21 protein-coding genes and 1 riboswitch are annotated in these 22,945 nt (G+C 41.9%); of the genes, 4 read left to right on the top strand and 17 right to left on the bottom strand.

Annotated features, from left to right (window positions below):
* The 10 genes from MKX60_RS19390 to MKX60_RS19345 all read right to left on the bottom strand — a co-directional run bounded on the left by MKX60_RS19390 (position 1) and on the right by MKX60_RS19345 (position 12,206).
* Positions 1-1,557: an ABC-F family ATP-binding cassette domain-containing protein gene (locus MKX60_RS19390; protein ID WP_341060700.1), complete on the bottom strand. Its 1,557-nt coding sequence runs from the start codon at positions 1,555-1,557 to the stop codon at positions 1-3.
* Positions 1,558-2,000: 443 nt separating this feature from the next.
* The gene (locus tag MKX60_RS19385; protein WP_341060699.1) at positions 2,001-3,311 is read right to left on the bottom strand and encodes a voltage-gated chloride channel family protein; all 1,311 of its coding nucleotides are present in this window, start codon (positions 3,309-3,311) and stop codon (positions 2,001-2,003) included.
* 68 nt (positions 3,312-3,379) lie between these two features.
* A riboswitch (Fluoride riboswitch) is annotated at positions 3,380-3,441 on the bottom strand.
* A 7-nt stretch (positions 3,442-3,448) separates the two neighbouring features.
* Positions 3,449-4,168, bottom strand: a complete 720-nt coding sequence (locus MKX60_RS19380; RefSeq protein ID WP_042187963.1) for a YebC/PmpR family DNA-binding transcriptional regulator — start codon at positions 4,166-4,168, stop codon at positions 3,449-3,451.
* Positions 4,169-4,336: 168 nt separating this feature from the next.
* Positions 4,337-5,446: a 5-methyltetrahydropteroyltriglutamate--homocysteine S-methyltransferase gene (locus tag MKX60_RS19375; protein ID WP_341060698.1), complete on the bottom strand. Its 1,110-nt coding sequence runs from the start codon at positions 5,444-5,446 to the stop codon at positions 4,337-4,339.
* Between the two features lie 16 nt (positions 5,447-5,462).
* The gene (locus MKX60_RS19370; protein WP_042187960.1) at positions 5,463-6,395 is read right to left on the bottom strand and encodes a LysR family transcriptional regulator; all 933 of its coding nucleotides are present in this window, start codon (positions 6,393-6,395) and stop codon (positions 5,463-5,465) included.
* Positions 6,396-6,517: 122 nt separating this feature from the next.
* Positions 6,518-7,633, bottom strand: coding sequence for a phosphodiester glycosidase family protein (locus tag MKX60_RS19365; RefSeq protein WP_341060697.1), 1,116 nt, complete (start codon positions 7,631-7,633; stop codon positions 6,518-6,520).
* A 175-nt stretch (positions 7,634-7,808) separates the two neighbouring features.
* Positions 7,809-9,347 (bottom strand): TPM domain-containing protein, encoded by a 1,539-nt coding sequence (locus MKX60_RS19360; protein ID WP_076298964.1) that lies wholly within the window; start codon positions 9,345-9,347, stop codon positions 7,809-7,811.
* Positions 9,348-9,556: 209 nt separating this feature from the next.
* On the bottom strand, positions 9,557-9,919 hold the full coding sequence (locus tag MKX60_RS19355; RefSeq protein WP_341060696.1) for an acylphosphatase: 363 nt from the start codon (positions 9,917-9,919) through the stop codon (positions 9,557-9,559).
* Between the two features lie 252 nt (positions 9,920-10,171).
* Entirely contained in the window at positions 10,172-11,110 is a 939-nt protein-coding gene (cysK, locus tag MKX60_RS19350) for a cysteine synthase A (protein WP_339803634.1), read from the bottom strand.
* A gap of 70 nt (positions 11,111-11,180) precedes the next feature.
* On the bottom strand, positions 11,181-12,206 hold the full coding sequence (locus tag MKX60_RS19345) for a LacI family DNA-binding transcriptional regulator (protein WP_341060695.1): 1,026 nt from the start codon (positions 12,204-12,206) through the stop codon (positions 11,181-11,183).
* 326 nt (positions 12,207-12,532) lie between these two features.
* Here MKX60_RS19345 and MKX60_RS19340 point away from each other — a divergent pair, with 326 nt between their 5' ends.
* Entirely contained in the window at positions 12,533-13,585 is a 1,053-nt protein-coding gene (locus MKX60_RS19340; RefSeq protein WP_042187954.1) for a 2,3-butanediol dehydrogenase, read from the top strand.
* Between the two features lie 79 nt (positions 13,586-13,664).
* Here the strand turns inward: MKX60_RS19340 and MKX60_RS19335 are convergent, their stop codons facing one another.
* Together MKX60_RS19335 and MKX60_RS19330 are read right to left on the bottom strand one after the other, a co-directional pair.
* Positions 13,665-14,261: a GNAT family N-acetyltransferase gene (locus MKX60_RS19335; RefSeq protein WP_076298960.1), complete on the bottom strand. Its 597-nt coding sequence runs from the start codon at positions 14,259-14,261 to the stop codon at positions 13,665-13,667.
* Positions 14,258-14,938 (bottom strand): HAD family hydrolase, encoded by a 681-nt coding sequence (locus tag MKX60_RS19330; protein WP_076298959.1) that lies wholly within the window; start codon positions 14,936-14,938, stop codon positions 14,258-14,260. Before MKX60_RS19330 ends, MKX60_RS19335 begins: the two co-directional genes overlap by 4 nt.
* A gap of 128 nt (positions 14,939-15,066) precedes the next feature.
* Here MKX60_RS19330 and MKX60_RS19325 point away from each other — a divergent pair, with 128 nt between their 5' ends.
* Positions 15,067-15,561 (top strand): DUF6803 family protein, encoded by a 495-nt coding sequence (locus MKX60_RS19325; protein ID WP_076298958.1) that lies wholly within the window; start codon positions 15,067-15,069, stop codon positions 15,559-15,561.
* Positions 15,562-15,627: 66 nt separating this feature from the next.
* Here the strand turns inward: MKX60_RS19325 and MKX60_RS19320 are convergent, their stop codons facing one another.
* Positions 15,628-17,076 carry an MDR family MFS transporter gene (locus MKX60_RS19320; protein WP_341060694.1) on the bottom strand — a complete coding sequence of 483 codons (1,449 nt, stop codon included), beginning with the start codon at positions 17,074-17,076 and terminating at the stop codon, positions 15,628-15,630.
* Between the two features lie 152 nt (positions 17,077-17,228).
* On the opposite strand from MKX60_RS19320, the gene MKX60_RS19315 reads away from it, so the two are divergent.
* A complete protein-coding gene (locus MKX60_RS19315) occupies positions 17,229-17,777 on the top strand; it encodes a PadR family transcriptional regulator (RefSeq protein WP_076298957.1) in 549 nt (182 codons plus the stop codon).
* A gap of 60 nt (positions 17,778-17,837) precedes the next feature.
* On the opposite strand, the gene MKX60_RS19310 is transcribed toward MKX60_RS19315, so the two are convergent.
* The 4 genes from MKX60_RS19310 to msrA all read right to left on the bottom strand — a co-directional run bounded on the left by MKX60_RS19310 (position 17,838) and on the right by msrA (position 21,845).
* A complete protein-coding gene (locus MKX60_RS19310) occupies positions 17,838-19,244 on the bottom strand; it encodes a sensor histidine kinase (protein ID WP_341060693.1) in 1,407 nt (468 codons plus the stop codon).
* Positions 19,241-19,948: a response regulator transcription factor gene (locus tag MKX60_RS19305; RefSeq protein ID WP_179085832.1), complete on the bottom strand. Its 708-nt coding sequence runs from the start codon at positions 19,946-19,948 to the stop codon at positions 19,241-19,243. The genes MKX60_RS19310 and MKX60_RS19305 overlap by 4 nt, the downstream gene beginning before the upstream one ends.
* Before the next feature lie 21 nt (positions 19,949-19,969).
* Positions 19,970-21,160: a cell wall-binding repeat-containing protein gene (locus MKX60_RS19300; RefSeq protein ID WP_341060692.1), complete on the bottom strand. Its 1,191-nt coding sequence runs from the start codon at positions 21,158-21,160 to the stop codon at positions 19,970-19,972.
* Positions 21,161-21,332: 172 nt separating this feature from the next.
* The gene (gene msrA / locus MKX60_RS19295) at positions 21,333-21,845 is read right to left on the bottom strand and encodes a peptide-methionine (S)-S-oxide reductase MsrA (RefSeq protein WP_076285815.1); all 513 of its coding nucleotides are present in this window, start codon (positions 21,843-21,845) and stop codon (positions 21,333-21,335) included.
* Between the two features lie 163 nt (positions 21,846-22,008).
* Between msrA and MKX60_RS19290 the strand changes: the two genes are divergently transcribed.
* Positions 22,009-22,917, top strand: a complete 909-nt coding sequence (locus MKX60_RS19290; protein WP_339271080.1) for an aldo/keto reductase — start codon at positions 22,009-22,011, stop codon at positions 22,915-22,917.
* Positions 22,918-22,945 lie beyond the last annotated feature (28 nt).

The raw sequence follows: 22,945 nt of genomic DNA, 5'->3' as shown, positions 1-22,945 counted from the left end.
TTAGTACTTAACTCCTTTATTTCTGGTCTCATCTCCTATGTTGAGCACACGATCAACCCATCCCTTATAAAATTGTTCTTCATGAGAAACAAGAATCACAGTTCCACCAAATTGGATTAGAGCTTTCTGTAAAGCATCTTTTGTTTCAGCATCTAAGTGATTGGTCGGCTCATCCATGATTAGAAAGTTGTATTCTGAAAGCAGTAATAGGCACAGCTTAACTTTTGATTGCTCCCCGCCGCTGAGTGTACGTATTGACTGTGTTACAAGGTTATCTTTAACAACACACTGCGCTAGATAGCGACGTATTTCCTTTACAGTCAGTTTGGGATCATAAGCTGAAATCACCTGAATAGGTGTCATTGTATCGTCTTCCCAAGTTAAATCTTGCTCGAAATAACCCACTTTAACTTGTTCTGCGAACTGAAACCTACCGGTAATCCCTTGGATCTCTCCAACCAACGTCTTTAGTAAAGTTGATTTCCCGATTCCGTTGAACCCCGTAATCACGAGCTTTTGTCCACCGCGAATGGAGAACTTCAATTTAGGCAACAAAGGCTTATCGTAACCTACGACTAAGTGATCCACTTTTAGGGCTACTTGTGACATGCACGGAAGCTCCTTAAAGCGAATAGACGCTTTGGAGACAAATGTCGGAGCGGCGATTCGTTCCATTCTATCCAGCTGTTTCTGGCGACCACGGGCAATTTTGGAATTAACACCTGCACCGTTTTTTCGAATGAATTGCTCAGTGGTTTCGATTTTTTTCTGCTGTGCATGATATTGCCGGATATGACTCTCTCGTAAATGTTCCTTCTGCTTCACAAAATCTGAGTATTTCCCGTGGTATTTTTTAATCGTTTCGCCCTCAATATCGCAAATACTAGTGGATATTTTATCGAGAAAGGCATAGTTGTGAGACACCACAATGAACGCTTGATTGAATGCAATCAGATACTCAGCGAGCCAGTTAACATGTTCCTTATCCAGATAATTGGTTGGTTCATCGAGTAATAACACATCAGGTTGTTCAAGTAAAAGCTTGGCCAGAATGACTTTCGTCCGTTGCCCCCCGCTTAACTGCTCGATGGGACGGTCGATTCCAATCGCGTTGATCCCTAGACCGGTAACCATCTTACTGATGTTGCTCTCCATTGAATAATAGTCTAGCGCTTCTAATCGTTCCTGGTAGTCTGCTGCCTTTTGTAATAACGTTTCGTTGCCAGTAACAGCGCACTCTTCATAGAGCCCATTTATTTTTCGTTCTAGTTCATATAATTCTGAGAAAGCCTGTCTTAAATAATTATGAACCGTACGGTTTCCATCCATGACAGCATATTGATCGAGATGACCGATTGTAATATTGGGCTGCCACTTTATCATTCCATCATCCGGGATCACATCGCCTGTCAAAATGCTAATAAACGTACTTTTCCCCGTTCCATTCTGGCCAACCACACCGACATGCTCACCCTTGTACAATTCCATAGAAACATTCTTGTATAGAACCTTATCGCCAAAAGCATGTGATAAATTAGAAACCTCAAGTAAACTCATTTCCTATTCCTCTTTTCTAAAATAAATTAAGAACGCAAAAAAAGCAGAAGACACTGCACCCTTAGGTGCAAGCCTTCTGCTTGTCAGTGCACGAATGAACGGCACAAACATATAAATGTCAGTGTAGAAACTGAGCAATATAACACAAAAGGCTGTAGACGAAAATTGTCTACAGCCTCTTAATCATTAACATCGAAAGATAGCATAACCAAATAAGCATGATATTTCACGCTAAATCGGATTCGTTATCATTCGATGATATAAAAGCATTACGCTTTTGATTAAGCTCCGGACAACGTTTCATCGTTTGTATCCGTTTGTTCGGAGCAGCCTCTGGTATATAACTTTACAGTTTCTACATGAATCATGTTAAACCATCCCTTCGTTTGGCTACATTTTAAATCGTGTACCCGCACTTGTCAACCACCATCCGAGAGGTGCTGTTATTTTTTGCGGGCGCGTTTGACCGTACCGATCCTAGTCCCTTGAGGAATTGAAATGAACTGGCTCTTCGATACACCAATAAGCTGTGAAGTATAAATACTACTATGTCCGGAGAATAAATAACTCACCACACAAGCGATGAACATGTATACAGCACCCTCTGAACCAAATAGCTCAATCCCCATTAAAAAGCAAGCGATAGGCGTACTGGTAGCACCACAGAAGACAGCAATGAATCCGAGAGCAGCCAGAAACGGTCCATATACATGTAAAATTCCAGCCAAAGCATTGCCTAATGTGGCTCCAATTGCAAATAGCGGAGTAACCTCACCACCCTGAAATCCTGTTCCTAAGGTAAAGGCGGTAAAGATCAGCTTCCATAAAAAATCGAACGGCGAGACATTTCCCTCAAAAGAATCCTTGATTAATGGAATTCCGAGGCCTAAGTAATCACGGGACCCTACAAGGAATACTAAGGCAATGATAATCAATCCACCCACTGCACCTTTTATCATTGGATTGCTTATCATGGCGGTGAAGGTTCTTTTTAGAAAATGAGTCAGTTCACTGAAAAGCATACTCACGAGACCAAAAATTACAGAGGCCAATACCACTTTTAGAATAATCATTAAACTTAAGGCTGGAAATTCATTCACTACATAGTGAGTATGATGAACGCCCCACAATCGAGTGGTGACCAGATCACCAACAAAGCTAGCGACAAAACATGGAAGTAATGCCTGTTGGCTAATAAGTCCAATGGTTACTACCTCTAGACCAAATAAGGTTCCAGCCAGCGGTGTTCCGAAAATAGAACCAAAGCCTCCGCTAATCCCGCACATTAATAGTATTTTGCGATCTAACGGGCTGATTTTGATTAATTTCCCAAACCACTCCGCGAGGCTTCCTCCCATTTGTACAGCTGTTCCCTCCCGTCCGGCAGATCCACCAAACAAGTGAGTGACCAGTGTTCCTAACAATACTAAGGGTGCCATGCGTAATGGAATGGTCTCTGTACCATCCTGAATTTGTTCTATAATAAGGTTATTTCCTTTAGCGCTGTTTTTTCCGTAACGTATATATAAGAAACTAACAAATACTCCCCCAAGAGGCAGCAAATAAAGTAGCCATGGATGCTCTAAACGTACATCTGTTACATAGTCTAAGCTTTTCAGAAAGAAAGCCGAGGCAGTTCCCGATAAGAGTCCAACCACACTTCCGAGTACAATCCATTTGATAAATGTACTCCAAAGTGCAAAATGACTTCTTTTCTTCACGAATTCATGCCATCGTGCAGACCATTGATTCATAACAGCAACTCCCAAAGTCAATATAAATTAGTCTCTGGCAACAAAACAGACTCCTACCAGTGAAGCTCACTCTGGTAGGAGTCATTAGTCTGAAGAGACGGTTGTGGCGAACTCCATCGCCTTGTTATATGTTATTCTTAGTCCTCAGAATCTACGTTATGATACACTTGTTGAACATCTTCTAAATCTTCTAAGGCATCAATCAATTTTTCGAATTGAGCTTGTGCATCTTCAGGAAGTGTTACATAGTTCTGTGGAAGCATGTTCAGCTCAGCAACCGTAAATTCAGTGATTCCTGCATTCCTGAACACTTCTTGTACGGCATGGAACTGATCAGGTTCAGCATACACGATAACCGCTTCATCCTCTTCCAGTACATCACGTACATCTAGTTCTGCATCGAACATCATCTCAATCACTTCATCGGCAGTTTTACCTTCTACACCGATAACAGCCGTTGAGTCAAACATGTAGGCTACAGATCCGCTGACACCCATATTCCCGCCATTCTTACTGAATGTAGAACGGATCAAAGGCGCTGTACGGTTAACGTTATTCGTAAGTGCATCGACGATGATCATCGAACCGTTAGGTCCAAATCCTTCGTAACGAAGCTCTTCATAATTCTCATCACCGCTGCCTTTGGCTTTATCCATTGCGCGGTCAATAATGGCTTTTGGTACATTGTAAGTTTTTGCACGTTCTAATACAACCTTCAAGGCCCGGTTTGCTTCTGGATCGGGTTCACCTTTCTTGGCTGCTACATAAATCTCAACACCAAACTTTGCATAGACGCGACTTGTGTTGGCGTCTTTGGAGGCTTTCTTTTCCTTAATATTATTCCACTTACGACCCATATTGTTCCCGCTCTCTTTCAACATGAATTAAAAACAATTGTTACTTATTATACCCTTGATTAATAGCTCTAGTAAAGTGCGCTGGTAGGTTAATCCTCTAAGCTGTCACAATACACGCATAAAAAAGGCCCCTGAATCAAACAGGAGCCTTCTAAAAACTTATTTTATTTATACCCAAACCTCTTGGGCTGTTTCAATTACGAGACGTATTTTATCCCACTGCTCTTCTTCGGTTAGGATATTTCCTTCCTCGGTTGAAGCAAATCCACATTGAGTACTTAAGCAAAGCTTCTCAATATCAACATATTGTGCCGCTTCTTCAATACGCGCTTTGAGCTGCTCTTTGCTCTCAAGACCACCATGTTTCGTAGTTACTAGTCCCAATACCACAAATTGATCTTTAATAAAACGTAAGGGCTCAAAATCGCCCGCCCGCTCGTTATCATACTCCAAGAAAAAAGCATCCACTTTACTATTCGAAAAAAGCTCTCCGGCCACAGGCTCATAACCACCAGCTGCGAACCATGTGGAGCGGAAATTACCTCGGCATACGTGAAGCGCAATCGTCATATCATCTGGACGACTGGCAATGCTCTCGTTAATCAGCCTAACGTAATCCCTAGCCAATTGATCTGGATCTGTACCTCTGCTTCGTAAATGCGCCCGATGTCTACCACTACACAGAGTTCCCCAAGTTGTATCGTCTAATTGGAGGTAACGGCAGCCTGCATCATAGAACGCTTGGATTGCAGTTCGGTAAACAGCAATAATATCTTGGAATAGGGTTTCTTGATCCGGGTAAACTTCATTCCCGTTAAAATCCTCCACAAAGTGAAATAAAGCGGGTGAAGGGATCGTCATTTTCGGAATTCGGTCTCCGGCCATTTGTTTCAAAGCGATAAATTGGTCGATCATTGGTTGATCTTCAAAGGCAATCCGGTCCACGATTCGAAAAGATTCCGCGCGCTGAGCCGCTTCCGCTCTTCCTTGATTTAAGTTAATTTTCTCAGTTCCTTTAATCCCTACAAAGAAATCGAGATGCCACCAGGAACGGCGAAATTCCCCGTCTGTGACCGCCAATAAACCCACTTCTTTTTGCAGTTCTAGTAGTTTGGCGATTTCAATATTCTCAATTTCATGAAGCTGACTGCCCGTGATTTCACCATTGTCATATTGGAGGCGGGCTGTTTTTATCTCATCCGTTCGTAAGAAGCTGCCAACGATATCGTAGCGAAAGGGTGGAGCATTTCTCTGGGTGCCAATTACGGGTCTAATCATACCGATCCTCCTACTGCTATAGTAAAAAATGATTTAGATCAAAATAACTTCCTGAAACCAGGTCATTCAAAATCTCGATATACTTAGATGCCATTACACTCGGTCTGCGATCTTTATGCGCTATCCAGCCAACCGTAAATACTTCATTGCTCTCAAAAGGAATCGTCTTCAGTCCATCACCATTTAGATCAGACGCCAGAATTCCTGTGCCTACCGTATAGCAATCCGTACCCATTAATAAATTGGTCAGTGTCGCTCGGTCATTCACCTTAATATTCTTCTCAATTTGTGAAAAGCTTAACATTTCCTCTGAGAAGTGCAGTGAATTGTTCTCACCCTGTTCAAAAGTGATATAAGGGAACGGCACAATATCATCCTGTGTAATGACGTCCTTATGAGCCAGCGGGTGTCCGGTTCGAACATAAAGATGCGGATCGGTATTAAAAAGTGGTGTGAATTTCAGATTGCCATCACTAAACAGTTTATTCATATGCTTATAGTTACTCTCGTTAATATAAAGAATTCCTAAATCACTGCGCAAGGTACGTACATCTTCGATAATCTCGTAGGTTTGCGTCTCTCTCAAGCTAAAGTTGTATTCTGAGACATCATTGTGCTTCATGAGATTTACAAAGGCGTCAACCACAAAGGCGTAGTGCTGCGTAGAGATGGAAAAATAGATCGGACTACGCTTTTTCCCCGTATAACGATTCTCCATAAGCTCCGTCTGTTCAATAATTTGGCGGGCATAACCCAGGAATTCCATTCCCTCGACGGAAATACTGATTCCACGGTTGGTCCGCTCAAAAATCGTAATCCCCAGTTCACTTTCTAATTCTTTAATGGCATTGGACAGGCTCGGTTGAGAAACAAAGAGCTTCTTTGCCGCCTCATTCATGGAGCCACTATTTGCAATTTCGATAGCGTAGCGGAGTTGTTGCAACGTCACTCCTATTCCCCCTGTTCCAGACCTGTTAGTTCAGTATTCTGTTTCATGCTAGGTGATATCGTAGCATATTTTCATATGGCAATCCAAGATAATCCTTATCTTATTTACGTATTAAGAGTGCTTTAGCGTGTACGCTTCTTAGCAGCATCAATTTTGGAGGGGTCAAGTCCCTGCCAAATATTCGGCATATCGACTTGCTCAGGGTGCTCAAACACAAGAAAAGCCGTAGGTAAATATCGTTCCCCATATTGAGAGGATGGCTTGTTCATAATCTCGTTGTCTTTTACCAGCACAGTAGAAGAACCTCCATCCAAATTGGCAGCAATCACTGCTCCATGCTTAAGAAGGATTTGCTGCACATCGTATAGATTTGCCCCAATACTATAAGTAGGTTGTCTTCCATCAATAATAACAAATATAATCGCTCCGTCAGCTCGCTGGCCCATCGCTGTTCTTGGTGCAATTCCCCAACCTTCAGCCGCGTTCTTAATCAATCCTTTTCCATTGACGATTAAACGAGGGCTAAAAGTCACTGCCTCCTGAACACCCATTTTACTAATCTCGTCTAAAGAATAATTTCCAGCAACCATCTTCCCTTGTTTATCAAGACCTACGATTTGCGTGGATTTCTTGCCACCGAGACCGTTGTAATATAACTTACCTTGTGAGATCACAATACCGATAGGTTTAAATCCGTTACCTTTCCAGTTGGGGTCAGCGAATCCACCACCGTTAACTCCAGCGATAGCACCTGTGCGCTTCACCATACTAGTTACTTTCTCACCTGACCCTACTTTATCCGGAATTCCCAAACGAACTTTAGTAGGATCATTAACGATCATGACATATCCGGAATATCCAGTACCTGATACATTTTCTATCTCGACCAGTGGTTTCTCTTTTACTTCTGGTTCAGGAGTGATGGTATGTGTGTCCTTTTCGACCCCCATCTCTTCAAATTGGGCGCTATATTCAGTCACTCTGTCCTTTAATCCGTCCTCGCCAATAATATATTTAGCCATGTAGCGGTGCTGTGTTGTAATCAGTGTATCAGCGATTGAATAGCGCAGATTTTTAGCCGAAGGTGCAAAGTAAAACCAGCCGCCCCCAGCAATCAACAAAATTAAGCAGAATAAAAATACTTTGGATAGTGTTCGGAAAAAGCTCCGTTTCTTACGTTTTTTTGTTGGCTTCTTTTTGCGTACGGTGGAACGTTGAGGTAATGATGAAGTGCTCACTTCTTTTTTCCTCCCTGACTATTACGGAATTTGAAAATAAATGTCTAACTTTATCATAGACGATAAATTTTATGAAAAGTTACTATTAAGTAACAACCTAAAACAAATAAGTAACCTTCTAAAACAAAACAAGCAGGTTTCGGATAACCCGGAAACCTGCTCATCTTCAACCTTTTTAGTGTCTACCCGCTCCGCCACCACTGCTGGCGCTACCCCCACCACCTGATGAGCCACCACCGCCGGAATAACCTCCTCCACCGGAGCCACTATCATTGTTAGAGTAGCTGCTGCTGGAAGAGCTGGAAGAGCTAGAAGAATGTCTACCTGCACCTCCGCCACTACTCGAGCCTCCGCCCCCACGATTCTCGTTGCTTGAGGAATATCGTCCTGCTCCGCCACCTCTAGTAGATCCGCCTCCACCACTGTTTCCCCAGAAGCTTGACTGTGAGTTATTGGATGGTGTGTTTCTATGATGATGGTGGTGATTATGATGGTGATTATTATAACGTCTGTGCCAACGTCTACCATAACCGTAATCCGCTTGACCGTACCAATTCCCATACCGACGAATATTTCTTGGGCTATACGGATTAAATGGCAAGCCATACATTTCAATATATTTATTGCGTCGTGAAAGACCATATCCGAACAGTATGAGCGGAGCAAATATCAATAAGTAAATTAGAAGGCCTTTGCCTACACTAACACTAGTCTCCTTTGCTGAAGTGGTTGTTGAGGAAGAATTGGCGGCTGTAGTGCCTCCACTATTTCCCGTCGCTCCAACGGATTGATCCGCTCTAGCCAATAAGAAGCTGTACAAAGCATTAGAAGTTGCCGTAGCTCCCGTTCCGTAATCTTTTTTCACAAATTGGGGCTCAAGTACAGTATCCAAAATATTGCTGATTGCATCATTAGTTAGAACCTTGTCGATGTCCTTCCCTTGCAGAACATGATAGTTGTCTCCACCTATGTCTAGCACGAGCATAACATCCTTAGGGCCAGCAGCAACGGAGGCAAACTTCATGTAGGTATAATCCTGAAGCGTTTTATCTCCTGCGTTCTTTACAGTAACCACATAAATTCCGCTGCCAGTTGTAGTTTTATATCTGTTGCTAGATTCGTTCAAATAGTCCTTTGTTACTTTTTTGAGTACACCGGCATTATCGGATACATAGTTTTTGGTGCCGACATTCTCCACCCAGGTCCCACCCATGGCTTGAATAAAAGCGCCATAAGTTTTACGTGCACCGTTACTATAAGTTTTAGCTGCAAAATCCGGCTCAAGATATTGAGAGAGAATATCTTTAATCTTACTGTTAGGCAACGTGTCCTCAATACCCTTACCTTGTACCGCCCAGTAGTCATCATCTTTTATAGAAAGCAGTAGCAAAAGCCCGTTATTCTTATCCGCAGAGCCTACGCCCCAGCTATTGAATAGCGAGGTTGCATACTCTTCCATCGAAACTCCATTTGTAGAATCGACTGTCACCACTACGACTTGAGCACCCGTATCCTGATGTAATCGAATTCCATAGTTCACCATGTAATTCTCAGCTTTCTCGTCGATCACATTCGCAAAATCATTCACATAAAATGACCCAGTATGCTTAGGTACAGCTGTCTTAGCTGAAGTTAAAACCGGAAGAAGCAAAACACTTAACATCAGGGTGGCAAGTGTGGTAAGAAGCATTTTCCTGAAAATTCTGTAGTTCATATGTACCTCCTGCGCTATCATAATCTCTTTTATTTATCGGTTACGCATGGCTTAAGCAATAGTTCCATTTTATTCTATTCTGTGTATTACACAGCGAAGAATGAACTGTGAAACTTTAGTCCCAATTAATTAATCTATTCATATTTTTCCCTCTATCTTCCTAATCCAAAAAAACAATCCACTTCTTAATTCTACTAATCCATATGTACTTATTTTACTATCGTGAAATCTTTCTCACTCTCATGAATAGGCAGATCACTCATAGTTACTTTCTTTACAGATGCCCGTTTCAATGATTGCATGCAATGAACTAAAAAAGAGATTTGCTGCTCTTCTCCTTGTACTTCTACCTCTACACTTCCGTCGTTTAAATTTTTCACCCTACCCTTTAACTTCATTCTTTCAGCAATCGTATATATTTCCAAGCGGAATCCTACGTTTTGAACTCTACCCGAAAAAACCACTTTCTTTCTAACGACAGGACTTGAAGGAAAATCCAGTAACTGAATACGATTTGCATGCCAAATCACATAATTATTTCTAACTTTTTTGAACACATTCACACGTTTCATACTCCTTTTTTAGAACTACTACGATTTATGCTATATTGTACCATAGCCATTGGTAAAATAAGGGGCTGAATTGATTTGATCACTCTTTAATTACTAAATACACAAAAAGACTCAGCATTCCGCTGAGCCTCCTTGTTTGTATTAACCTCAGTGCTAGAAATTAAAATACTCTGGATCTGCACCCATCCGATGGGTTTGATTCAATTCGTTAATTCTAGCCACTTCTTCTGTATTATCTTAGGTCAAACCAATCTATTCGTTAAAATCAAACAGAGTAGTTGTTAAATAACGTTCACCAGTATCCGGCAAAATCACTACAATCGTCTTCCCTTTATTTTCTGGACGTTTAGCAATTTCTGTAGCTGTATATACCGCGGCGCCAGACGAGATCCCTACAAGTAATCCCTCGGTCTTGGCAATTTCACGCGCTACATTAAATGCGTCTTTATTCTTCACCTGAAAAATCTCATCAACAACCTCTTTATTGTAAATCTCCGGAATGAAGTTAGCACCAATCCCCTGAATTCCATGCGCACTAGGCCGGCCACCAGATAATACCGGTGAATCAAACGGTTCGATAGCGACGATCTGTACCGAAGGGTTCTTAGCCTTCAAAGCTTCCCCAACCCCTGATATGGTGCCTCCAGAACCAACACCCGCAATAAAAATATCTACATTTCCATCAGTATCCCGCCAAATTTCCTCTGCAGTTGTCGTTCTGTGAATTTCAGGGTTAGCTGGGTTGCTGAATTGTTGTGGAATGAATGCATGTGGAATTTCCGCTGCCAATTCCTCCGCCTTTTTCAGAGCACCGCTCATCCCTTCAGCTCCAGGTGTTAATACAAGCTTAGCACCAAGTGCAGCCATCACCTTACGGCGTTCAATACTGAACGTATCCGGAAGTACGATAATCAACGGGTACCCAAGGCTGGTCGCAGCCATTGCAAGGCCAATGCCGGTATTGCCACTTGTTGGCTCAATAATTACAGAATCTTTGTGAATTAAGCCTTTATCCTCAGCATCTTTGATCATCGCATAACCTATACGATCCTTGACGCTACCTCCAGGATTAAAAGACTCTAACTTGGCAAGGATTTTTGCTTCAACGTTCTGAGATTTACTATATTTCGAAATTTCCAATAACGGTGTATTACCAATCAAATCTGTTACGCTTTTATATATATTAGCCATAATAATCTCCTCATTTCATATTCCCCCATCAACTTACTTAGTATTAAGTCTAACAGGATTTAGAGGATTTTCAACCTGTCGTACTACGCTTAACCGAAACACTAGACTCTCGCACAATTAAACGCGGATCAAGCTGTACTCTTTGGTAGTCGCCCGTAATATTATCCTGAATGCGTTGCAACAGAAGCTGAGTAGCCAATCGGGCGACTTCATTGCCCATGATCGAGACCGAACTAATCTGCGGACTTGTAATGGTTGTCCATGCGTTATTATCCACCCCTACCACTGCCACATCCTCAGGAACACGAACGCCTAACTCTTTAAATCGGTTTACAATCCCTATAGCAACCATGTCATTTACAGCATATATTGCATCTGGCATATGGGTCAGGCTATAGAAATAATCTGCAGCTTGTACCCCCGTTTGCAAGGAGAAATCCTCTCCAAAATAAACCAAAGAAATATCCACTTGATTTAACGCCTGCTGATAGGCAAGATAACGATCTTCAATGAGATCCTTCTGAGCTCCTGCGTAAGCAATTCTAGTTCGGCCAATATTGCTTAGATGTTCCATGATTAGCTGGCCCTCAAAACGTGACAGGCTTACGACATCCGCTTTCACATTCTCTGTAATGCGTTTCCCGTAGTTAATGATGGAGACAGGAACACTCGATTTATTAATTAGCTCTACCATAGTCTTGGGATAAGCAAGAGGCATGATAATGAGTCCATCAACATGTAATTTCTTGATCTCACGAATCGTTTCGAGCTCTGTCCGCGGATTTCCGGAAGTATTAATCTGAATGACTCGATAGCCGTCCTGTTTAGCTGCTTGCTCCACGGACCAGGCGATTTCTGGAATAATGGCATTTCGAATGTCGGGAACGGCCAGAGCGATTTGCTTCGTTTGGCGAATCTTCAGACTTTGTGCAGAGGTATTAGGTGTAAAACCCATCTCCTCAATCACTTGCAGTACTAATGCCTTAGTCTTGGAACTAATTCCCTCCGAATTATTAATCGCTCTTGAAACAGTAGCAATACCTACTCCCGCTCGTTTCGCTACATCCTCTATGGTTACTTTGTTTTTATTAGCCAAGTTGATAGTCCCCTCATTTTCGGAATCGTTTCCGTAATCATAGCTATTATTAAATCTATCCGTCTCATTCAAGCCGTTTTCCCAATGTATTCATTATAACATATATGTACTTATAAAAGCACTTATAGCAAGTATCACACAGTCTATATATGCCTGCTATCGCTAAGTTTAGGTGAAATTTTTCACTAATTTTCGATATTAATATTTTAGTATTTAAATTTGACAATATGAAAATTATGTGACATATTTGTTCTCGGAAACGTTTCCTCTTTTCCAGGAGAAAAACACTATTTATTATCAATTAATTAATCTAGGAGATGAATGATATGCAAGCATTAAGATGGCATAACGTCAAAGATCTACGGTTAGAAACGATTGAAGAACCAGCAGCACTTGAAGGAAAAGTGAAAATCAAAATAGAATGGTGCGGGATTTGTGGCAGCGATCTTCACGAATATGTAGCCGGTCCTATTTTCATTCCCCAAGGTACAGATCATCCCCTTACTGGTGAAAAAGCGCCAGTCGTAATGGGACATGAATTCTCTGGACAAATCGTTGAAGTAGGTCAAGGCGTTAGCAAGTTTAATGTTGGTGATCGAGTTGTCGTTGAACCAGTTTTTGCATGTGGTGAATGTGTAGCTTGTCGACAAGGCAAATACAATCTTTGTGAAAAAATGGGCTTCCTGGGTTTGGCTGGAGGCGGCGGTGGATTCTCAGAATACGTTGCAGCAGACCAACATATGGTGCACAAAATTCCTGACAGCTTGTCCTATGAGCAAGGCGCTCTAGTAGAACCTTCTGCAGTTGCTCTGCATGCTGTTCGTTCCAGTCAATTGAAGGTCGGAGATAAGGCTGTAGTATTTGGCGCTGGTCCTATCGGTTTGCTTGTGATTGAAGCTTTGAAAGCTTCCGGTGCAGCTGAAATTTATGTTGTTGAACTCTCAGAAGAACGTAAAAGCAAAGCTGAGGAACTTGGTGGTATTGTAATCGATCCTAAACAATATGATGTGGTTGAAGAAATTCAAAAACGTACCGATGGCGGCGTGGATGTTGCTTTTGAAGTCACAGGTGTCCCTCCCGTTCTAACACAAGCTATCAATTCCACTAAATTAAGTGGTCAAATCATGATCGTTAGTATTTTTGAAAAAGATGCTACGATTACTCCAAACAACATCGTACTTAAAGAACGTAATTTAACTGGTATCATCGGATACCGTGATGTATTCCCAGCAGTAATTAGTCTCATGGAACAAGGTTACTTCCCTGCAGACAAACTAGTGACTAAAAGAATCAAATTGAACGAAGTGATTGAACACGGGTTTGAGGCGCTTTTGAAGGAAAAAAATCAAGTGAAAATTCTTGTAAGTCCTAAACAATAACCATAAACAGCCAAGTGGCTGATCTATAGAGCAAGAGTCCTTCTCCATAAGAGAGGGACTCTTGGCTTCTTTTATACAATTATGAGTACTTCTCATTTAATAAATAGTGCAGATTCTCTTTTACCGATGGCCATTCTTTATCCAAAATACTAAAGACAACATTATCATGAATCGAACCATCAGATCTAATTCTATGCTGGCGTAGGACCCCTTCTTTTACAGCCCCTAATCGTTCTACCGCTCTTTGTGACCTCAAGTTAGTCTTCACCACTGTAAACTCTACACGAATCAGCTTTAGCTCTTCAAAACAATAGTGAAGCAGTAATGACTTAGCCTCGGTGTTCACACTCGTTCTCCAATATTCAGGTGAGATCCACGTACATCCGATTTCAGCATTGCGATGAACCAAATCCGGATGCATGATTCGAGTGGTACCGACGATTTGTCCAGTAGCTTTTTCAATGATGACGAAGGGAATTTGCGATTCATTGTTTTGATTTGCGAATGCGGTTGTGATTAAATCCTGTACCTGCTCGTCCGACGTTATTTTTCGCCAAGTAAATTCCCAGATGTTTGGATTTCTTAATACTCTCGCTAGCCCTTCTACATGGCTGTCATCTATTGGAACCAGCTTGACTGTATTGCCCTCCAAGATTGAATTACGAGGTTGGATCATTTCGCACACCGCTCTCTTAATGATATATGTTGGATGATATCCGCAATTTCTTCTACTCGATAAGCGATATGATCTGCCCCAGCATTCTCCAGTTCTTCTTTAGGTCCGTAACCAAACGTCACACCAATAGATTCTACTCCACAACCTATAGCACCGATAATATCATGCTCTCGGTCCCCAATCATCACAGCTTCCTCCGGAAGAATAGCATTTTGATCGAGTACGTACTGTATCACATCTTTCTTTTTAGAACGGGTGCCATCTAGATTACTACCACCGATATGCTCAAAATAATGATCTAGTTTATAATGCTCAAGAATTTGTTCTGCAAAAACAGTAGGCTTGGAGGTAGCTACATACAATGAAAATCCTTTATTCTTGAGGTCTTCCAGCAGTTGCGGTATACCTTCAATCACCATATTCTCAAGCATTCCAACGGTGCTGTAACGCTCACGGTAGAATGCAACTGCTTGTTGCGCTTGTTCCTCTGAGAACTGATGCAGCTCGATAAATGAATCATAAAGAGGTGGGCCTATGTAAGGAAGAAGTTTATCCAAATGCTCGATCTGAATGTCAAATTTGTTCAATGCGTATTCTACGCTTTTTGTTATGCCTTCTTTAGGGTCCGTTAATGTACCATCCAAATCAAATAAAATACTTTGTAGTCCTCTTCCCACTGCTGTCTTGCTCCCCTCAATTGTTATTAATGGATGTATTTATAATACCTTCGTTTCTACATACTTTCCACATACTTCTCGAATACGATCAGTACGAAAGTTATTTTTATATATCGGAGGAGTATTTTATGAACATGACCCATTATATGTCTTTGCTAGCGGATAATCAGCCTTGGAACTTGATTTTATTTATGGCGATCCCTGTGATTTTTGCTGAGACGATCACCGTTACAGAGTTTATTATTTTGTTCACCAAAAATCTAAAAGGCTCTTTACGGACCTTTAACAAATTCTGTAGCATTCTGGCGGGGTTGTACTTCACAGGGGTATTCCTCTACTTGTTTCCTACCGCATTCATCCCTTTGTCAGTGAATGGTGAGTGGCACACATGGGTTGACGTGGTAGCCGTAGGCTTCTATTTGAGCGGAGTGCTTTTCTTATTACCGCTAGCTTTGTTAGATCTTGGTCTGATCGCTCGTAAACGAACAGATGAACAGAAAATGAAGCTTCATTTTATACTCATCAGTGGATTCTTGGTTGTAGCACATATCGCGATGATATTCGGGATGATCAATCCGGAAATTGTGGGCAGCATGGGTGGAATGGGCGACATGATGCACTAACTTAACATATAAAAAAAGCAGATCAAGACTAAGCCCTTGGTCTGCTTTTCTAATGTGATGCGAAGGTTATCCCGCATTTTGAACAGAAATCACACTACGCTTCTTGCGCAATAAAAACATAAGTGGTAATCCAAACAACACGATGATAGAGCCGACTACGAATACATCGTTCACACCCATAGTGAACGATAATAATCTTATCGAATCTGCATTACCTGCACCTGAACTGATCAATTCTTTAGAGTGTAGTAAGGATCTTGTGGACAAAATAGAAGTGAACACCGCAATCCCAAGTGAGCTTAACACATTCCGAACCCAGTTGTTGATCGATGTGGCATGACCTGACCATTCGACTGGAATTTCCTCCATAGACGCTGTGCTACTCGGAACGTTAGCTAATCCAATACCTAAATTCCGAACAACCATTGCCCACATAATGAAGCTGTAAGAAACATTTGTATGCAGCCGGCTCATCATGAATAAACCGATGAAAATAAATAAAATACCAGCAGAAATTAACTTCACAGGCCCAAACTTTGGATACATCTTACCCACGATAGGACTAAGTAAAGCCAGCAGAATCGAAGATGGCAATAAGATAAGCCCCGTTTTAAGTGTTGTTGCTCCTTCTACCGTTTGTAAGAACAATGGAGTTAAATAAGTTCCAGCATACATTGCTATCGTCACCAAACTATAGATACTAAGCATGGCAGTAAAGCGCCGATTTCGAAAGACACGCAGATTCAGCAGTGGTACTTCCGCCTTCAGCTCGTGCAAGACGAAGAAAACTAAAAGTACGATCCCCACAAGTATTAAGGATAGGGTCTTCCATGAGCTCCATCCCCAGCTATTGCCTTGGCTAAATGCGGTTAATAAAGATAAGCTGCCCAGTACAACAGTTAGGAAGCCAGGAATATCAAATGATTTCGGAACATTCATTCGATAGTATGGAATTAACGTTACGGTTAGAATAATAGCAATGATCCCAATGGGGATGTTTATTAAAAATAACCAGTGCCAGCTAGCATACTGAAGTAACCATCCGCTAAATGTCGGACCTATGGCTGGGGCTACCATCGCGGATAGCGACCATAGGCTCACGGCGAAAGGTCTGCGTTCAGCTGGAATCACTTGGAATATAATCGTCATCGTACAGGCCATAATCAGCCCGCTGCAAGAGCCCTGAAGCATTCGAAATACAATCAGAGAGGTTGGATTCCAAGCTACTGCACAGAGTAAGGAGAACATGGTGAATCCCATCAAAGCGAATAGATACAGTCGCTTATAGCTAAATCTGCCTCCCAGATATCCGGCAAGTGGTGCAGTTACTCCCGTTGCTAACATAAAACCTGTAACCATCCATTGCATAGTGTTCAGGTTCGAATGGAAATGATTCATTAAAAGAGGAACAGCTATGTTGATGGTCGTTGTACTTAAGACAGAGACGAAGTTTCCGAAGAATATGGCAATCATTATAGGCCAAAAATGAATTTTACTTTCTTGTTTAACGTCCATGCTACCCCTCCTTATCTTTATTATATGTCTACTTTTACATATATAATTTAACTTAAATAATGTTATAATCATATTGAATATATGTCAATGATGACATATGCCTAAAAATCACAATAATAACGGATATATAATAACTGGAGGGCTTCAGAGTAATGAATACACTGTCTTATGGACTTCTTACTTTACTTAGTGCTAATTCGTTGTCTGGATATGAATTAACACAGAATATCAAACCGTTATGGCGAGCAGGACATAGTCAAATCTACCCTCTTCTAATGAGCATGGAGCAGCAAGGTTATATTTCATATCAGCTCATTGAGCAGTCGGATAAGCCGGATAAAAAGGAGTACTCCATTACGGAAGCAGGACTTGAGCAATTGCGGAGATGGGTGGAGACTCCAGCAGAGCCTCCAGTTCTACGGGACGAGCTACATTTTAAGCTGTATAGTCTATGGCTCTCCAAACCCGAGGAGGCAAAAGAACTTCTACAAAAACGAGCGGAATTTTGTAAAAGTGAGCTAGAACGGTACAAGGTCTTGCTGAAGGCTAACGAAGTCTTACGTGATGAACGAGGTGAGACTCGTGAATTAAAAGCAACGACTTTTGGACGCTATTTACTCATTCGGAAACGAGTGCTCGATATGGAGAGCTCTATACAATTTTGCGAATGGGCACTTGAAGAGCTTGAGCCAGCAAAATAGCGTTAGCTGACATCAATTAAAAAGAGACTTCGCGTACATACGCAAAGTCTCTTTTGGCTCTTACTTTTCGGATTTTGTTAATCTAGGCAGCCGTACCTCGCATCGGGTTCCAACTCCAGGCTGACTTGTAATTCGAATCTTACCGCCGTGTAATTCTACAAGCTTTTTAACAATGGATAGTCCAAGACCTGTACCACCATATTGCCTGGATCGTGATTTCTCAACTCTGTAGAAGCGTTCAAAGACATAGGGTAGTTCTTCCTCAGGAATACCTATTCCGGTATCCTCTACAATAAATAAAACGGTATCTCCGTCGACATCCTCATCTACATGGATGGTAATCTCACCTTCATCCGTATAACGGATCGCATTCTCCAGAAGATTCATCATAATCTGTTCCATACGCTTTTCATCTCCACGAACCCTATACGAAACTCCATGATACATAATCTTCAGCTGAAGTCCCTTTTCTTTGGCTTTCAATTCCACTCTGCGTAACGCTTGTTCTGCCATGTGCTTAAGATCTATCCAGTCCAGTGTAAGTGAGATCTTGCCTTCTTCCATCTTTGCCAGTTCAAATAAATCTTCTACCAGATGCTCAAGCCGATGCGCTTCCTCGTGAATAATATCCAAATACAGATCTCGTTCCCCTTCGGTCTCATAAAGTCCATCCTTTACGACCTTGGTATACCCTTTCAAATAGGTGATGGGTGTCCGCAGTTCATGAGAGATGTTGGCTAAAAATTCCTGACGCGTATCCCTGTATCTTTGCAGATCTATAGCAAGGTCGTTAATAGCTCCTGCCAAAAAACCGATTTCATCGTTACTACGTATGGAAAGTCTCGTTTCCAATTCACCGGCAGCAATTTTTCTAGTCGCCTTCTGCATCTTGATCAGCGGCCTGGATAACAACAAACTAATTATTCCAGTGATCCCTAGTGCCAATATAAAGGCCCCAATTCCTGCGAGCAACAGTAGATTACGGATAGAAGCCAAGGATTGCTTCATGTTCTCTGTTGAGGACATTACATATAGTGCAGACTGTATGGTTTGACCCTTTGAAATTGGTTTTCCAGTGATGAAATATCTGTGTCCAGTTGGATCTGTATACTCAAAATTCACACTTTTTCCGGCAAATATCCGACTAATATCCGAAGCATTTATGAATGAACGATCTGCGCGGTCATGAACACCCGAATGGAGAATGACACTACCGTCTTTTGAAATATTAAATATACTCACGTCCGAAAACTCTGCAAAAGTACTCATCATCTGCTCGTTTGAACTATCCGGTGATTCAGCCATTCCGATAAAATGCGAGGTTAGCTCCTCAGTTTCTTTTTGCATCTCGTTGTAATAAAAACTGGTAAACATTCGGTCTATCGTTATCCCAAGAATAAGCAAAACAACTAAAAAAACAGACATAATAACTGACCCGAGCTTCAGTCCGATAATATTATTCTTCATAGATGATTACCTGGGATCTCAAATTTATAGCCTAATCCCCATACCGTTTGAACAGGATTATAAGACAGACCCGCCTTATGTAATTTCTCGCGAATATTCTTAATATGTGTGTCGATGACACGGTTCTCACCCTCATAATCATTGCCCCATAAACGCTCCACTAGTTCTTCTCTCGTAAAGACACGGTGCGCATTTTGTGCCAAGGCCGTTAGCAGATCAAATTCCTTGAGTGTAAACTCAACTGCTGTATCCAGAATATGTACCTCACGAGCATCCGGGTAAATCGCTAGCTCAGGGTAGCTCAGAACCTTTTTCAGATGTTGTTGGGTCGATGTAAGCATTGAACGCCGTACCAAAGAATAAATTCTTGCCACTAATTCCTCTGGCTCGAACGGTTTGGTGAGATAATCATCCGCTCCTATGCCGAGACCACGAACCTTGTCCTTAGTTTCCGAGCGAGCTGTTAGCATTAGAACGGGGACAGAGCTTACCTCTCTAACGGCTTTACAGACCTGCCAGCCATCCATATCTGGCATCATCACATCCAACAGGATTAGATCAAAGTTCTGTTGTTTCAGCAAAGTGAGTGCCTCATGCCCCGTTGACGCTTCTCTAGTCGTTATTCCTTCTCTTGTTAAATAAATCCGAATTAAATTCCGCATGTTCCATTCATCGTCAACGATCAGTACCTGAAGCTTATTCAAGTTGTTCACCCTCTTCGTGGCCTAGTGACCGGAATGTGGATTGCCTCCTGCCGCCGGTGAGATTTCCAGCATATCATCGATTTCGCTTTGGGCACTTTCTTTTATTGCGTTGATGTCCCCAGTTAACCAAGCATGATTATAGGGGCCTTCTGCTGGTGAATCTTGAAATTTAGGTTGAAGGGTCATCATATATTCCATCACGGAATCTGGCAACCCGTCTTTTTCCGTAAAGATAAGCGGTGCATGTTTCCCTAAATGCGAAAAAGGTGCAGCGGCGATTGCCAGCATCGTTGAATCGGTAGTCAACAAAGACAAGTTATGTCCAGGTGTCGTTATGCCCCAACCGAAACTGTTGCTGGCGTCCTTAAAAGCAGCAAAAGCAATGGCATTCTCATAAATGTCTTTTCCAGCTATACGGGTTACTGTGCCGAATTCCTGTAATTGCTTTTCTACTGCTGTAGATACAACTTTTTCAGGTCCTAAGATATAAATCGTAGCCGAACCTCCACGCTCTTTCAAAGCATTAACGGTAGGATCTGGAATTTCATCTTTTGTTACATAGAGAAGCGGCTCTGGCATATGGGCGATCCAATTCACTGCAGGCAGTGTGTACTCAGGACTATCCATAGAACCTACAATGACTGCCTTTGGAAGTTCACCAGAAGCTTTTGCATAATAAGTATCAATGGCTTGTGCTATAGCTGCCGGCTCGTCCCCTTCAATACGGTCTACTTTCAGATCCATTGTCTTTAATTGTTCTTCAACATTGGAAGCCATGGGTCCGACGAGCACTACTTGTACACCATTATTACCTTCTGCGCCTAAAGGATTCAATCGCTTAAGCTCTGCTAACGTTGCCTCAGGGACACCCTCTTTAGTTGTAAAAAGAATAGGGCCATTATTCGGATGATGGATCAAATCCGCACTAACCGCGGCAATCTGCCAATTGCTTACATCCGTTAATACTACACTTGAAGGTCTGTTGTTCTTCGTCTGTGCAGTCCATAGGGTTTGTGAAACGATAACTGCTGCCTCAGTCGGGTCAGAAGTGTTTATACGAGTTGTGTTTTTTGATGCGATCCATGGTTGATCCACTGACGATATAGAAGCTTGCTTATCTGATCCAGATGGGGCATTATTGCCCGATTGACAGCCAGCTAACACTGCACTTAGAAGCAATGTTACAGCAACTATGGGTATGATTTTTTTCATCTTAAACCCTCCATTTTAATTTCTCGCTTAATTTAGAGTAGTTTAGTCTATAAATGTGTAGAAAGTATGTAGAATTTAAAATATATAAAATTTGTATATGATGCAAAAAGAGCATCTGTAAGCCATGAACGACTTAGGATGCTCTTTTACTTTAGAAATTCCGTTTCTGCAATTACCAGTGTTTAGCGATAAAGGTATCCCGTCCGGATTGCTCACGATCCTCTTTATAATGCTTGGGATTCTTGTGATGATAGTCCTGATGATATTCTTCCGCTCGATAAAAGGTTGGCGCTGGAAGGATTTCCGTCACAACGGGTCCTGAGAATCTGCCACTCACAGCAACCTGCTCCTTCGATCCAAGGGCTGCTAAACGTTGTTCTTCGTTATAGTAAAAGATGGCTGTCCGGTATTGTGTTCCTCTATCCTGAAATTGTCCACCATCATCCGTGGGATCAATCTGAGGCCAATATAATTCAAGCAGCTTCTCGTATGAAAAAAGCGCTGGATCAAACGTAATTTGTACCACCTCGTAATGTCCTGTTGTTCCTGTTTTGACTTCTTCGTAAGTTGGGTTCTCGGTTAATCCTCCAGCATATCCTGATACAATCCCTTGGATACCTGGTAACTCCTCGAACGGTGTAACCATGCACCAAAAGCAACCACCTGCAAACATTGCTTGTTCCATATGTTCAAGTCTCTCCCTATCCATCATCATCTAGTAAATAACATATGCTATGACGATAATGCTTCTAGGTTATAATGTCAAAGGAAATCATTCATTTACATTCGAATTCGATGCTTTAAGGCGTTATAATATAACAAACAACGGAATTAGAAAGGAACAACCTATGAATAAAAATCGTTTGGGTCAGTCCGATTTATATGTAAGTGAAGTAGGACTCGGATGCATGTCCTTAGGTACGGATGAGGCAAAAGCCATTTCCATCGTCCATGAAGCGCTCGATCAAGGCATTAACTTTTTAGATACAGCCGATCTGTATGATGAGGGTCGTAATGAAGAGATCATTGGTAAGGCGATTCGCCACCGCCGCGGTGAGGTGATATTGAGTACAAAAGTGGGTAACCGCAGAATTCCAGGTCAAGAAGGCTGGAGCTGGGATCCATCAAAATCCTATATTAAATCCGCAGTCAAAGACAGCCTAAGACGCCTCCAAACGGATTATATCGATCTGTATCAGCTGCATGGCGGAACGATTGATGATCCGATAGATGAAACTATTGAAGCCTTTGAAGAACTTAAGCAAGAGGGTCTAATCCGATATTATGGGATCTCTTCTATACGACCTAATGTCATTAGAGAATATGTAAAAAAATCAAATATTGTCAGTGTAATGAGCCAATACAGCATTTTAGATCGACGTCCTGAGGAGGAAATCCTCCCTCTGCTGGCCGAGCATGGGATCAGTCTAATTGCCCGGGGTCCTTTGGCGGGTGGCATCCTTTCGGAGAATGGCCGCAGCAAGGCAGAGAAGAAGTACTTAGATTACAGTAGTGAGGAGATTCTGAAGTTGCATGATCAGCTTGTGCACGCAACGAGTCACACTCGCCCCCTAGCACAAACTGCGCTTCATTATTCGCTTGGTCATCCGTCTGTAGCGGTTATTATCCCTGGAGCGAGTAGTATGGAGCAGTTGAAGAATAATGTAACGGCTGCTAAGTCAGCCCCACTGTCTTCGGAGGAAATCGAAATGATCCGCGGGTTGAGTAAAGCGAACCGCTACACACTACATTTGTAAAGTAGTCTGTCATTTATAAAATTAAGAG

This window comes from Paenibacillus sp. FSL R5-0914, from assembly GCF_038004525.1.
Taxonomy (GTDB): Bacteria; Bacillota; Bacilli; order Paenibacillales; family Paenibacillaceae; genus Paenibacillus_AQ.
Note: the sequence above shows the minus strand (reverse complement) of the source record. Positions and strands in the feature narration are given on the sequence as shown.